Raw genomic sequence first — 13217 nt, 5'->3', positions numbered from 1 at the left:
AGAGTAGGGAAGGGTGCACCCTCCGCGTATGCCACTTCGGCACGTTGGCGGATTCTCGCTCCGGCCGGAAATCGCCGCTCCCGCCGCGCGGGCCGCTACGGCGCGGACGAGCCGATCGTGCCGCTGAAGATGTCCTCGGGATCGGGCATCTCCACCTGTACCGGAACGCCGAAGTCGTGGAACCAGGTCGTCGACGAGACGGCCGTCCCGTCCGAGCCGGTGGCCGAACCCGTCGCGAACCGGAACTGGTGCCGGACCTTCCGCAGGCGCCCCTGCCCGTCGACGTACGCGTCAAACGGAACCGTCCCGCTGGCGAACCCCCGGGCCGCGGCCGCCAGTTGCCTCCGCACCCGCGGCGACGCCGCCTCGGCCGCGGCCGAGAGCTCGACCGTGCCGCTGTAGTGGTGCACCGCCGTCCCCATGTCCCCGGCGGCGCCGCGCACGTCCCTGGCGCCCAGCGTCCGCTCGCCCTCGTACGTCACCTTGCGTGCGCCGCGCAGGAGTTCGGCCGCGCTGAGGGGGCTGGTCGCGCCGTTGGTCAGCAGGTTGCCGTCGGGGAGCCGGGTGACGTCGAGCCGGACCCACTTGTCGGCCGGGACGCCGGCACCGCGGTTCTTCATGTACAGCGCGCCCGGCGCGAGCAGTTCGGTGATCGGCCTGCGCTCGCCCGGCTTCGACCCGGGCCCGCCCTGCGGAAGCCGCACCTCCAGCCGCCCGACGCCCCGCGCGTAGTCGAAGGCGCCGCGGCCGTCGACGGCGAGGCGGGTGCCGCCGCTCTCGGTCAGCATCGAGGTGGACGCGGCCGACGTACCCGCCTTGACCAGGACGTCAGCGGCGCCGCGTACCGCGTCGTGGGGCGCAGGAGCGTTCCTGCCGTCGCCGACACCCGCGCCGCCCGAGCCGCTGACGGGCGCGCCGTCGTCCGTACCCGCGGCGTCGCCGCCGACCGAGCAGCCGGCGGCGGACAGCAGCGCCGTGGTGACCGCTCCGGCGGTGACGAGCGTCACGGCGGCCACCCGCCCGCGCGTCCACCGCCTCCGCCATGTGACAAGCCGCCACCCGACCCGCATCCTCCGCCGCTCCCAACACCCGACCCGCACGAGGGATTTCGCCCCGTTTCGCCCTGGCCGGTTCAACGACGCACGCGGCGGCGCCGTCACGGGCTGCCGGTACGGTGGTCGTGTGTCAGAGCGATTTCTCGACCAGATGCTCGACCGGCTGCCCGGCCAGGAGCCGGGCCCGGCCCCCGAGCACCGCACGGCGACCACCGAGCGCGGCTCGTTCCTCAGCGCCCACTGCTCCTGCGGCTGGCGCGGTCCGGCCCGCCGGGCCCGCGAGACCGCCCGCGCGGACGCCGCCTCGCACGCCGGGGAACCCGGCCCCTGACCTCCCCCGCACACAGCTGTGCCCCGGCGATCCCTGCCGGATCACCGGGGCACCCGAGCCGTGCGGAACGTCAGCCTCCGCGGGCGCTCACCTCAGCTGTGCAGGGCGGCCGTCCTGGGCGTAGCCGCCCTGCCCGTGACCGGGGTCGCCAAGCGGCGCGTCCTGGGCGCCCGAGGCGAACGGAACCTCCCGCTCCGGGAAGCCGGCGCCGTGCGGGGCGCCCGTGCCGGGGCCGTCCGCTTCACCGGCGCCCGCCCACACCAGCGGGCCGACCCGCGGGGAACCGGCCACCGCCCGGACGAGCGGGGTCAGCAGCCACATCGCGACCGGGGCCAGCAGCAGCGCCGAGGCCATGCCGAGGGCGAGTCCGCCGATGACGTCCGTCGGGTAGTGCACGCCCATGTAGACGCGGCTGAAGCCGGCCAGGACGGCGAGCACGATGCCGATCAGGCCGAGCTTCCGGTTGACCAGGAAGATGCCGACGGCCAGCGCCATGGCCAGCGTCGCGTGGTCGCTGACGAACGAGTAGTCGCTCTTGCCCTCGATCAGGACTTCCAGGCCCTTGTGGTCGAAGAAGGGCCGGGGCCGCTCGACGAAGCCCCGGATGGGGATGTTGGCGATCAGCGCGACGACCGCGGCGAGCGGCGTCCACACCAGCCCGGCGAAGCCGGCGACCGCCTCCTCGCGGGTCGGCCGCTTGCGGGTGTGCCCCCACCAGGCCCAGAGGCCGAGCAGGACCAGCGCGAGGATGATGCCGTACTCGCCGACGTACTCCATGAGCCGGTCCGCCCAGGTCGGCGCTGCCTCGGCGAGGCCGTTGACCCCGTAGAGCAGGTCCACGTCCGGGTTGTCCCAAAACGCCATCGTGGTGCGGCCCCTCAATCTGCCTGAATCTCGTCCGTCTGCTGCGCTACCGACCCCCGTGAACCGTCAGGTGCGGAACAGTTCTTCCGTACCGGGGAACGCACCACCACCGGGCGGGCGTTCCGCTCCTTACCGAACGATCACCTGGACGTTACCGAAGGGTGACCGCTGATCGCGGCGCCCCCATTCTTCCGCAGTCCTGCGGAGCCGCTACCGCGCCTGCCGAGGATCAGCCATCCGTCGGACGGGTGGCGCCGAAGTACTTCGGGGTGTCGATCGGGTCGAACCGGATCTCCGCCCCGGTGTAGGGCGCGTCGATCATGTGGCCGCCGCCGACGTAGATCCCCACGTGGTCGATGGAGCGCGGGTCCTCCAGGTCTGTGGCGAAGAACACCAGGTCCCCGGGCCGGAGTTCGTCCCGTTTCGGGTGCGGTCCCGAGTTCCACTGGTCGTTGGCGACGCGGGGCAGCTCGATGCCGACGCTGGCGTACGCCGCCTTCGTCAGGCCCGAGCAGTCGAACCTGCCGTTGTCCTCCGGGGTGCCGTCGCCGCCCCACAGGTACGGGGTGCCGAGCTTCTTCTGCGCGTAGTAGATGGCGCCGGCCGACTGCTTCGAGGGCTCGACGCGGCTCTTCTTCGCGGCGAAGCTCTGCTCCATCTTCTTGATCGTCGAGACGTAGTTCTGCGTCTCCTCGTACGGCGGCACGCCCCCGTACTGGATCACCGCGTACGCGCCCGCGTTGTACGCGGCCAGCATGTTCTCGGTGCCGTCCCCCGGCGCGTCCTTCACATACTTCGCGAGCTTGCAGTCGTAACTCGCGGCGGAGGGGATGGCGTCCTTCGGGTTCCACACGTCACGGCTGCCGTCGCCGTCGCCGTCGATGCCGTGCGCGGCCCAGGTCTCCGGGATGAACTGGGCGATGCCCTGCGCGGCCGCGTGGCTCTGGGCCTGCGGGCGCCAGCCGCTCTCCTGGTAGAGCTGGGCGGCGAGCAGCGCCGGGTTCAGCTCCTCGCACAGGTTGCCCCACTTCTGCACCAGGCCCTGGTACGCGGTCGGCACCGTACCCTTCGCGAGTGTGACGGAACGGCCGCCGGCCGCACCGCCGAGCAGGTTCGCCGACACGATGTACGTGCCGACGACGAGAAACGCCACGAAGGCGGCGAACAGCCCGAGTCCGCCCCCGACACCGAGCAGCCATATCTTCTTCTTCTGCGCGCGCACCCCTCAACCCTCCCCCATCCAGGCCGACTTCAGTGCCGATCCTCCCCGAGTCATGGCAGAATCCGAAGTGCGCGGGGTCGGAGCCGCGCAGCGCGGACGTCCGGTCTCCATCATCAATCTCCGACATGGGGCGGTGACTTCACCATGTATCTGGCAGCCGAGAAGGGCGACATCACCACCATCATCGGCGGGATCGCCCCGGACTGGGGCCCGTTCGGGCAACTCGGCAACGAGGCGCGCGTGATGGTCGAGGTCGTCATGGCCATCGCGATCCTGCTGTGCCTCGGCATCGCCATCTGGGGTGCCGCGAAACAGCGCATCGGCGCGACGGCACTGCGGGACACCTTCAGCGCCGAGCAGGGCAAGGGACTGATCGTCGCGGGGCTCACCGGCGTGTTCATCATCGGTTCCCTCGGCACGCTGTTCACCATCGTCTACGGCATGGCTGTTTAGGCGCCCGTCCACCACCGCCCGCCGCCGGTCCGTCAGGGCCGGGGGTGCGGGGCGTGCGGCGCCGGAGAGACCGGATCGAGGCCGCATGGACATCGTGAACCCCGCCGTCGAGGAGTACCTGCTCGCCCACTGCACCCCGGCCGACGAGCTGCTGCGCGACCTCGTCGCGGAGACCCGGACACTGCCCGCCGGCACGTCGATGCAGATCTCGCACGACGAGGGCGAACTGCTCACCATGCTGGTGCAGTTGACGGGCGCGCGGTTCGCCGTGGAGATCGGCGTCTTCACCGGGTACTCCTCGATCTGCATCGCCCGCGGCCTCCCGCCCGGCGGCCACCTGCTGGCCTGCGACATCTCCCGCGAGTGGACGGACGTCGCCACCCGCTACTGGCAGCGGGCCGGGCTCACCGAACGGATCGACCTGCGGATCGCCCCCGCGCTGGAGACGCTGCACGCGCTGCCCGCCGACCGCGCCGTCGACTTCGCCTTCCTCGACGCGGACAAGCCGGGGTACCCGGCCTACTACGAGGAACTCGTCCCGCGTCTGCGCCCCGGCGGCCTGATCGTCGTGGACAACGTGCTGCGCGGCGGCCGCGTTCTGGACGAGACCCGGCAGGACGAGGACGTCCGCGGCGTCCGGGAGCTCAACGAGATGATCGCGGCGGACGAGCGGGTGCAGACGGTGATGCTGCCGGTCAGGGACGGGATCACGCTCGTCCGCAGGCGGTGAGCGGGGCGGGCTGCGCCTCCGGGGTCCGACCGTGAGGGGACGCACCGGGTCCGACCGCAGGGGGACGCGTGCGACGAGGCCCGCGCCGTAGGCTCGGCGCATGCCGAACTCCCTTGACCACGAACGCTACTGCGCGGAGATCGTCGAGCAGACCCGGCTGTTCCGCGAGGCCCTCCAGGGCGCCGACCTCGCGGCCACGGTGCCCACCTGCCCGGACTGGACGCTGCGCGAGCTCGCCGTCCACCTCGGCGGCGCGCACCGCTGGGCCGCCGAGATCGTCCGCCGGCGCGCGCAGGGGCCCGTGCCCGACGAGGAGGTCCCCGGCCGGCACGGCCCGCCGGAGGGCGGCGCGGGCGTCGACGCCTGGCTCGCCGAGGGCGCCGGGCTCCTCGCCCAGACGCTGCGCGCGTCCGGCCCCGAGGCGGAGGTCTGGTCGTACTTCCCGAACGGCCGCGCCGCCTTCTACGGCCGCCGCATGGCCCACGAGACGGCCGTGCACCGCGCCGACGCCTGCCTGGCCGTCGGCGTCCCGTACACGGTCGACGCCGCGCTCGCGCTGGACACCGTGGATGAATGGCTGGAAATCGTCAGCAGCGAGGCCGCCCGCACGTACAAGAAGGAGCTCGGCGCGCTCGACAGCCGCGCGGGCGACACGATCCACCTGCACGCGACGGACGTGGAGCCCGCCGCTGACGGATCCGGGAGCGCCGAGTGGGTCCTGGAGATCGAGGACGGCGGCATCGGCTGGCGGCACGCGCACGAGAAGTCGACGGTGGCCCTGCGCGGCCCCCTCACCGAGCTGCTCCTCGCCTTCCAGCGCCGCATTCCGGTGACCGCGCCGGGCCTCGAAGTCATCGGCGACGCAGACCTGTTGGATCTCTGGCTGGCCAAGACGGCCTTCTGACCGCCCCGTTCACCGGCCCTGCGGTCAGATCTCGCGGACGACACGGGCCGGATTGCCGACGGCGACGACGTTCGCGGGGAGGTCCCGTACGACGACGGAGCCCGCGCCCACCACGGTGTTCTCGCCGATGGTGACGCCCGGGCAGACGATCACCCCGCCGCCGAGCCAGACGTTGTCGCCGAGCGTGATCGGCTGCGAGGCCTCCCACTTGGCCCGGCGCGGCTCGGGATCGACGGGGTGGGTCGGCGTCAGCAGCTGGACGTTGGGCCCGATCTGGACGTCCGCGCCGATGGTGACCCGTCCGACGTCCGCGAGGACCAGGCCCCAATTGACGAACGTACGGGGGCCGATGGTCGTCTGGTAGCCGTAGTCGGCGCGCAGCGGCGGCCGGACGACGGCCTCCTCGCCGACCTCGGCGAGGAGCTCGCGCAGGATCGCGTCCCGCGCGCGCTGGTCGCCGGCGCGGGTGGCGTTGTACCGGTCGGCGAGCTGCTCGGCGCGGAGGGCGTCGGCGGTGAGTTCGGGGTCGTCGGCGAGGTAGTGCTCACCGGCGAGCATGCGTTCCTTGTGCGACAGGGCTTCGGTGTGCGGCGAACCGGGGGCCGGGGCTGAAGTCACGGTGTTCCCTTCGACTGGACGTGCTCCGCACGCCAGCATCCCGTGCGGGCCGCGGCGGTCGCAGCAGCTTTTCGCCGCGGCCCGCACGTCGCCCGACTGGCGGTCGCGGTCCCGCCGCATGCTTGTCCACACCCTGTGGACAAGCATGCGGCGGGACCGCGCTCCGGACCACCCCCGCCCCAACCCCCGCCACCAAACCCGCAGTTCGCCGCCGGAAGCCCCGGACGCCACCGCCCCGGCACCCCCTCCGCCCACCGAAACCAGATATCCACAACCTGTGGATGCTCCACACCTCCACCCGCACCCGGCCCCCCTCCCGCCGGAACAACGAACGGCCCCCAAAAGGGGCGCGGGGAACTGCGCCCTCCTGGGGGCGCGGGGAACGGCGCCCTCTTGGGGGCGCGGGGAACGGCGCGAACGGCCACGACGTACGGGGTGATCCGGCGACGGCATCAAGCACCCCGGACCGTGGCGGGCCCGCGCTGCGCTTGCCAGCCCTGCGCCTAGGCGCAGACCTCCCAAGCGGGGCGAGCCCGAGAAGCGGGGGCACCCCGACAAGGGGCGCGGGGAACGGCGCGAAAAGGGGCGCGGGGAACTGCGCGAAAAAGGGGCGCGGGGAACGGCGCAAAAAACCGAACCCCGAAGCACCCGCACCCCAAAATGCACCCGCCCCCCGAAAACCCCCTACGTAGGCCGCGGCTCCGGCTCCGGTTCCGGCGAAGGCCCCGGCCCCGGCCCCGGCGAAGGCGGCCCCGGCACCGGCCCCGGATCCGGCGGCACCGGATCAGGCGGCCCCGGCACCGGCGGCCCGGGCAACGGCTCCGGCACCGGATCCGGCGGCGTGGGCCGCGTAGGCCCCGGCACCGGCGGCGAGGTCGCCCCGCCCCGACGCGAGGCGACAGGGACGCGCCCCGCAACACACCACCGCCCGGGGCGGCTTGGGAGCGGGACGAGGAAAGCGGCGGATGCCGCGGAGCTGCGCATGGTCACTCCTGCGGATCGAAAGCTCGGGCCCACGTACCGGCGCGCACGCGCGGAGCGGTGACCGCGGCTAAGTACACCGCGTACGCGGCCCCGCCGCCCGCCGGGCGCGGCAGCCGGGTGAGCCCGCGCCGCACGCGCACACCCACGCTCACGCCCCGGCTACCCGCGCACCGCGCACTCATGCCCGCCCCCCCCGGACGGGGAACCGGCTGTCGGACCCGTGTCCTACGATGCGCGCCATGGAGCCCTCAGCAGCGAGTCTCGTCGCCAAGGTCGCCTCCAGCGCCGTGGGGCCGCTGGTGCGTTCCCTGTTCGTCCGGGAGGGCCCCGGCGCCGCGCTGGTGGAGAAGCCGCAGCGGATCTCGGGGCTGGTCTCGTTCCGCGGCGAGAAGCGCGTCCTGGCCCCGGCGGACCTGGAGCGGCTCGCCGGGCAGCTCGTCCGCCGCGTCAACCGCGCCTCGGGGCCGCACGAGCGGGCCGTGCCCGAGGCCGAGGAGGAGAGCGTCGCGTCCGCGGTCGCGGCGACGCTGACCGCGCTGGGCGAGATCGGCCTCACCGACGTCGAGGCCGTCGGCCTCGGCCACGAGGCGTTCGCCCGCGTCCTCCTGAGGCAGCAGGAGGAGGACGCCACCGTCCCGCCGCACCACCGCCTGAGCGCCGACGCCGCCACCCTGCACACCCGCGTGCTGGACACCGCCTGCCTGCACGTCCTGGAGTTCTTCACCAAGCGCTCGGCCTTCGTCCCCCGCACCCTCGTCGAACAGTCCCGGCAGCTCAACGAGCTCGTCCGGCTGACGGACCTGCTCGCCGAGCGCCTCCCGTCCCGGACTGCCGAGGACGCCCGCTTCGAGCAGCAGTACACCGAGCATCTCGCCCGCAAACACGGCGAGTTGACGATCTACGGGCTGGACACCGCGCAGGCCCGCGAATGGCGGCTGGATTCCGCCTACGTCTCCCTGGAGGCCACGCACGACGCGGGCCACGGCGCCGGCCTCCCCCTCCCCGCCGACGAGGCCCTCGCCGGCCACGAACGCGTCCTGCTGCGCGGCGGCGCCGGCAGCGGCAAGACCACCCTCGTCCAGTGGCTCGCCGTCACCGCGGCCCGGCCGCGGGACATACCGGCACAGCTGCACCACCTCGTCGGCCGCGTCCCCTTCGTCCTGCCGCTGCGCCGCGTCGCCCGCGACGGGCGGCTGCCGACGCCGGACGCCTTCCTGCACGCGGTGGGCAGTTCGGCCGCCGGGGCGCAGCCGGACGGCTGGGCCGACCGCGTGCTGCGCGCGGGCCGCGGCCTGCTCCTGGTCGACGGCATCGACGAGATCCCCGGGCCCGAGCGCGAGTCCGTCCGCCGCTGGCTCCGGGACCTGCTGGGCGATTTCCCCGGGAACCTGTGGCTGGTCACCGCCCGCCCCTCCGCCGTACGCGAGGACTGGCTGACCCGCGAGGGCTTCACCGAGCTGTCGCTCGCGCCGATGTCCCGGGCCGACGTGTCCGCGTTCGTCCACCGCTGGACGGAGGCGGCCGAGGCGGCCCCCGAGTCGGCCGAAGCGCTGCTGCGCCAGATCCGCACCCACCCCGATCTGGCCCGCCTCGCCGTCAACCCGCTGATGTGCGGCCTGCTCTGCGCCCTGCACCGCGAGCGGCACGGCGTCCTGCCGCGCGGCCGCAAGGAGCTGTACGACGCGGCGCTGAGCATGCTCCTGGAACGCCGCGACCGCGAACGCGGCATCCCCGCCGAGGACTTGGGCACCGGCGGCGGACTCACCAAGGAACCCCAGATCCAGCTGATCCAGAAGCTGGCCCACTGGATGATCCGCAACGGCCGCGCGGAGCTGGACCACGAGGACGCCGTCGCCCAGCTGGCCCGCGCCCTGCCCGCCATGCCGCACCTCACGGCCCCGCCGGAGGCCGTCCTGCGCCACCTGCTGGACCGCTCCGGCCTGCTCCGCGAACCGGCCCCGGGCCGCGTCGACTTCGTGCACCGCACCTTCCAGGACTACCTGGCCGCCAAGGCCGCGGTCGAGGAGGGCGATTTCCCGCTCGTCGTCGACAACGCGCACAAGGACCAGTGGGAGGACGTCGTCCGCATGGCGGTGGCCCACGCCCGCCCCGCCGAACGCACCCGTATCCTCCGCGGCCTCCTCGCCCTCGGCACCGTCCGCACCACCCTCCTCGCCACCGCCTGCCTGGAGCAGGCCACGGAGCTCGACCCGGCGGTGTACGCGGAGGTCACCTCCCGCACGGCGGGCCTGGTCCCGCCCCGGGACGCGGAGTCCGCCCGCCGCCTGGCCGAATCCGCCGGCCCCCTCGTCCTCCCGATGCTCCCCGGCCCGGACGAGGTCCCCGACGAGGCCACCGCCCACGCCGTCGTCACCACCGCCACCCGCATCCCCGGCGACGCCTCCCTCACCTACCTCACCCGCTGGCGCACCTACCGCTCTCTGGCCGTCCGCCGCCAACTCGCCTGGTCCTGGCGCCGGTTCGACACGACGGCGTACGCGGAGGAGATCCTCGCCCACCTCGACCCGTCCGGCCTGTACTTCACCATCCGGGACGAGGAGCAGTTGGAGGCGCTGCACGCCCTCGGCGGCCGTCCCCGCGTCCAGACGCTCTCCAGGGCGGCCGCGTCCGCCCTGGCCGCCCACCCGCTGCGCCGGGACGTCACCCACCTCTGGCTCTGTTTCCACGACCCGGAACCGGAGGCGTGGGACCGGCATTTCCCCCGCCTGCACACCCTGGTGCTGCCGCACGGCGAACGCCTCGCCCCCGTCGCCGGGAAAGCCCCCCGTCTGACCGTCCTGGCCGAACACTCCCTCCCCCACGAGGAACGCTGAGGCAATTCCGGTCGGATTCCCACTCCCCGCAGCGGGAAATCAACGCCCGGCAGCCCGGGAATTCCGTGGCGGGAAACTCCCGGCCGCGAAGGGAAAGCCCAAAAACGCCCGCGGGCCCGGCGTCTCATGTCGAGACGTCGGGCCCGCGGGCGTTGGAACGTGCGGTGGGTGATCCCGCTGCGGGGAGCGGTCACGCCTCCTTGGAGAGGTTCGGGCCGCCGCCGGTGGCGGATTCGACCGGGGGCGCGTCCGGGAGGGAGGACTTCTCCTCGCCCCGGAAGGTGAAGGTCGCCTCGGCGCCCTCGCCCTCGGTGCCCACGACCACGATGTGGCCCGGACGCAGATCGCCGAAGAGGATCTTCTCGGAGAGGACGTCCTCGATCTCGCGCTGGATGGTCCGGCGCAGCGGACGGGCGCCCATCACCGGGTCGTAACCGCGCTTGGCGAGCAGTTCCTTGGCGTCCGTGGACAGCTCGATGCCCATGTCCCGGTCCTTCAGCCGCTCGTCGACCTGCGACAGCATGAGGTCGACGATGCGGATGATGTCTTCCTGCGTGAGCTGGTGGAAGACCACCGTGTCGTCGACACGGTTGAGGAACTCGGGCCGGAAGTGCTGCTTCAGCTCGTCGTTGACCTTGGCCTTCATCCGGTCGTAGCCGGTCTTGACGTCGCCCTGTCCGGCGAAGCCGAGGTTGAAGCCCTTGGAGATGTCCCGGGTGCCGAGGTTGGTCGTCATGATGATGACCGTGTTCTTGAAGTCGACTTCCCGGCCCTGGGAGTCGGTCAGGCGACCGTCCTCCAGGATCTGCAGCAGCGAGTTGAAGATGTCCGGGTGGGCCTTCTCCACCTCGTCGAAGAGGACGACGGAGAACGGCTTGCGGCGGACCTTCTCGGTGAGCTGGCCGCCCTCCTCGTATCCGACGTAGCCGGGAGGCGAGCCGAACAGCCGGGAGACGGTGTGCTTCTCGCTGAACTCCGACATGTCGAGGGAGATCAGCGCTTCCTCGTCACCGAAGAGGAACTCGGCGAGCGTCTTGGACAGCTCCGTCTTACCGACACCGGACGGACCGGCGAAGATGAACGAACCGCCGGGACGCTTCGGGTCCTTGAGGCCCGCACGGGTACGCCGGATGGCCTGCGAGAGCGCCTTGATGGCGTCCTGCTGGCCGATGACGCGCTTGTGCAGCTCGTCCTCCATGCGCAGCAGCCGCGAGGACTCCTCCTCGGTGAGCCGCATGACCGGGACGCCGGTGGAGGCGGCCAGGACCTCGGCGATCAGGTCCTCGTCGACCTCGGCGACGACGTCCATGTCGCCGGCCTTCCACTCCTTCTCCCGCTTGGCCTTCTGCGCGAGGAGCTGCTTCTCGTTGTCCCGCAGGGACGCGGCCTTCTCGAAGTCCTGCGCGTCGATCGCGGACTCCTTGTCCATCCGGACGCTCGCGATCTTCTCGTCGAACTCGCGGAGGTCCGGCGGCGCGGTCATCCGGCGGATGCGCATGCGCGAACCGGCCTCGTCGATCAGGTCGATGGCCTTGTCCGGCAGGAAGCGGTCCGAGATGTAGCGGTCGGCGAGCGTGGCGGCGCCGACCAGGGCCGCGTCCGTGATGGAGACGCGGTGGTGCGCCTCGTAACGGTCCCGCAGGCCCTTGAGGATCTCGATCGTGTGCGGCAGCGACGGCTCCGCGACCTGGATCGGCTGGAAGCGGCGCTCGAGGGCCGCGTCCTTCTCCAGGTGCTTGCGGTACTCGTCGAGCGTCGTCGCACCGATGGTCTGGAGTTCGCCGCGGGCCAGCATCGGCTTGAGGATGCTGGCGGCGTCGATGGCGCCCTCGGCGGCACCCGCGCCGACGAGCGTGTGCAGCTCGTCGATGAACAGGATGATGTCGCCGCGGGTGCGGATCTCCTTGAGCACCTTCTTCAGGCGCTCCTCGAAGTCACCGCGGTACCGCGAGCCGGCGACCAGGGCACCGAGGTCGAGGGTGTAGAGGTGCTTGTCCTTGAGGGTCTCGGGCACCTCGCCCTTGACGATGGCCTGGGCCAGGCCCTCGACGACGGCCGTCTTGCCGACGCCCGGCTCGCCGATGAGCACCGGGTTGTTCTTCGTACGGCGCGAGAGCACCTGCATGACGCGCTCGATCTCCTTCTCGCGCCCGATGACCGGGTCGAGCTTGGATTCGCGCGCGGCCTGCGTGAGGTTGCGGCCGAACTGGTCCAGGACGAGGGAGGTCGAGGGCGTGCCCTCGGCGGGGCCACCCGCGGTGGCCGCCTCCTTGCCGCCGGAGTAACCGGAGAGCAGCTGGATGACCTGCTGCCGCACCCGGTTCAGATCGGCGCCCAGCTTCACGAGGACCTGGGCGGCGACGCCCTCGCCCTCGCGGATCAGGCCGAGCAGGATGTGCTCCGTACCGATGTAGTTGTGGCCGAGCTGAAGGGCTTCGCGGAGCGACAGCTCCAGCACCTTCTTGGCACGGGGGGTGAAGGGGATGTGGCCGGAGGGGGCCTGCTGCCCCTGGCCGATGATCTCCTCCACCTGCTGGCGGACCGCCTCGAGCGAAATCCCGAGGCTCTCCAGTGCCTTAGCGGCGACACCCTCACCCTCGTGGATCAGGCCCAGAAGGATGTGCTCGGTGCCGATGTAGTTGTGGTTGAGCATCCGGGCTTCTTCCTGAGCCAGGACGACAACCCGCCGCGCGCGGTCGGTGAACCTCTCGAACATCGTTAATCGCTCCTCAGAGCGGTCAGGCAGTGAGGGGACGCTCCCCTCTCTGTCCTTCCGCAGCTTAGTCCCGCAAGCGGGGACCGCTCATTCCAACTGCCGACACCCAGGAACATCCCCGAACGGACGGGGAGCACGCGAACTGCACTTCTCCTGCCCCAGACGGCCGACAACCGTTCCAACCCGATGGTGCGAGACGATGTTCCCGCAGGCCAGGCGTATCCGCCCGGATCCACTACGCCGACGGCGAACGCGACGTCCCCGAAGCCGGATTCCCGGCCTCCGCGGAGACGCTGAACACGTCCTCGTGCGGCTGGCATCGCCGATCCACACCCCCGTTTTCCGCACTGTATTCGTTAGAGCCCTCTTACCCGCCCGCGGTCGCAATCCATGCCAGGCACACCGGCGCGACCTGAGCACATCAGCTGACGGCGAACAGCCTCCGGGGAGGCCGACCAGGGCGCCGGTACACGACCAGTGACAAACCGTCAACCCTACGTAACCAA

10 protein-coding genes are annotated in these 13217 nt (G+C 72.1%); 5 read left to right on the top strand and 5 right to left on the bottom strand.

Annotated elements, in window-relative coordinates; translation table 11 throughout:
• Positions 1-95: 95 nt before the first annotated feature.
• Entirely contained in the window at positions 96-1007 is a 912-nt protein-coding gene (locus tag HCC30_RS11955; protein ID WP_169442430.1) for a hypothetical protein, read from the bottom strand.
• A gap of 199 nt (positions 1008-1206) precedes the next feature.
• Here HCC30_RS11955 and HCC30_RS11950 point away from each other — a divergent pair, with 199 nt between their 5' ends.
• Complete coding sequence (locus HCC30_RS11950; protein ID WP_169442577.1) at positions 1207-1386, top strand: hypothetical protein; 180 nt, start codon at positions 1207-1209, stop codon at positions 1384-1386.
• Between the two features lie 87 nt (positions 1387-1473).
• Here the strand turns inward: HCC30_RS11950 and HCC30_RS11945 are convergent, their stop codons facing one another.
• Positions 1474-2250 (bottom strand): phosphatase PAP2 family protein, encoded by a 777-nt coding sequence (locus HCC30_RS11945; RefSeq protein ID WP_169442429.1) that lies wholly within the window; start codon positions 2248-2250, stop codon positions 1474-1476.
• A gap of 229 nt (positions 2251-2479) precedes the next feature.
• A complete protein-coding gene (locus HCC30_RS11940; RefSeq protein ID WP_169442576.1) occupies positions 2480-3451 on the bottom strand; it encodes a bifunctional lytic transglycosylase/C40 family peptidase in 972 nt (323 codons plus the stop codon).
• 165 nt (positions 3452-3616) lie between these two features.
• Between HCC30_RS11940 and HCC30_RS11935 the strand changes: the two genes are divergently transcribed.
• The 3 genes from HCC30_RS11935 to HCC30_RS11925 all read left to right on the top strand — a co-directional run bounded on the left by HCC30_RS11935 (position 3617) and on the right by HCC30_RS11925 (position 5559).
• Positions 3617-3925 carry a hypothetical protein gene (locus HCC30_RS11935; RefSeq protein WP_169442428.1) on the top strand — a complete coding sequence of 103 codons (309 nt, stop codon included), beginning with the start codon at positions 3617-3619 and terminating at the stop codon, positions 3923-3925.
• Positions 3926-4010: 85 nt separating this feature from the next.
• Positions 4011-4655, top strand: coding sequence for a class I SAM-dependent methyltransferase (locus HCC30_RS11930; RefSeq protein WP_169442427.1), 645 nt, complete (start codon positions 4011-4013; stop codon positions 4653-4655).
• Positions 4656-4755: 100 nt separating this feature from the next.
• Entirely contained in the window at positions 4756-5559 is an 804-nt protein-coding gene (locus tag HCC30_RS11925) for a maleylpyruvate isomerase family mycothiol-dependent enzyme (protein WP_169442426.1), read from the top strand.
• A 24-nt stretch (positions 5560-5583) separates the two neighbouring features.
• Here the strand turns inward: HCC30_RS11925 and HCC30_RS11920 are convergent, their stop codons facing one another.
• Positions 5584-6117, bottom strand: coding sequence for a sugar O-acetyltransferase (locus HCC30_RS11920; RefSeq protein WP_169442575.1), 534 nt, complete (start codon positions 6115-6117; stop codon positions 5584-5586).
• 1283 nt (positions 6118-7400) lie between these two features.
• Between HCC30_RS11920 and HCC30_RS11915 the strand changes: the two genes are divergently transcribed.
• Positions 7401-9995, top strand: a complete 2595-nt coding sequence (locus HCC30_RS11915; protein WP_169442425.1) for an NACHT domain-containing protein — start codon at positions 7401-7403, stop codon at positions 9993-9995.
• A gap of 190 nt (positions 9996-10185) precedes the next feature.
• On the opposite strand, the gene HCC30_RS11910 is transcribed toward HCC30_RS11915, so the two are convergent.
• A complete protein-coding gene (locus HCC30_RS11910) occupies positions 10186-12711 on the bottom strand; it encodes an ATP-dependent Clp protease ATP-binding subunit (RefSeq protein WP_169442424.1) in 2526 nt (841 codons plus the stop codon).
• Positions 12712-13217: the final 506 nt, after the last annotated feature.

Origin of the sequence: Streptomyces sp. HNM0574, from assembly GCF_012726235.1 — a bacterium.
Taxonomy (GTDB): Bacteria; Actinomycetota; Actinomycetes; order Streptomycetales; family Streptomycetaceae; genus Streptomyces.
The sequence above is the reverse complement of the archived record's forward strand: the minus strand, read 5'-3'. Positions and strand labels throughout refer to the sequence as shown.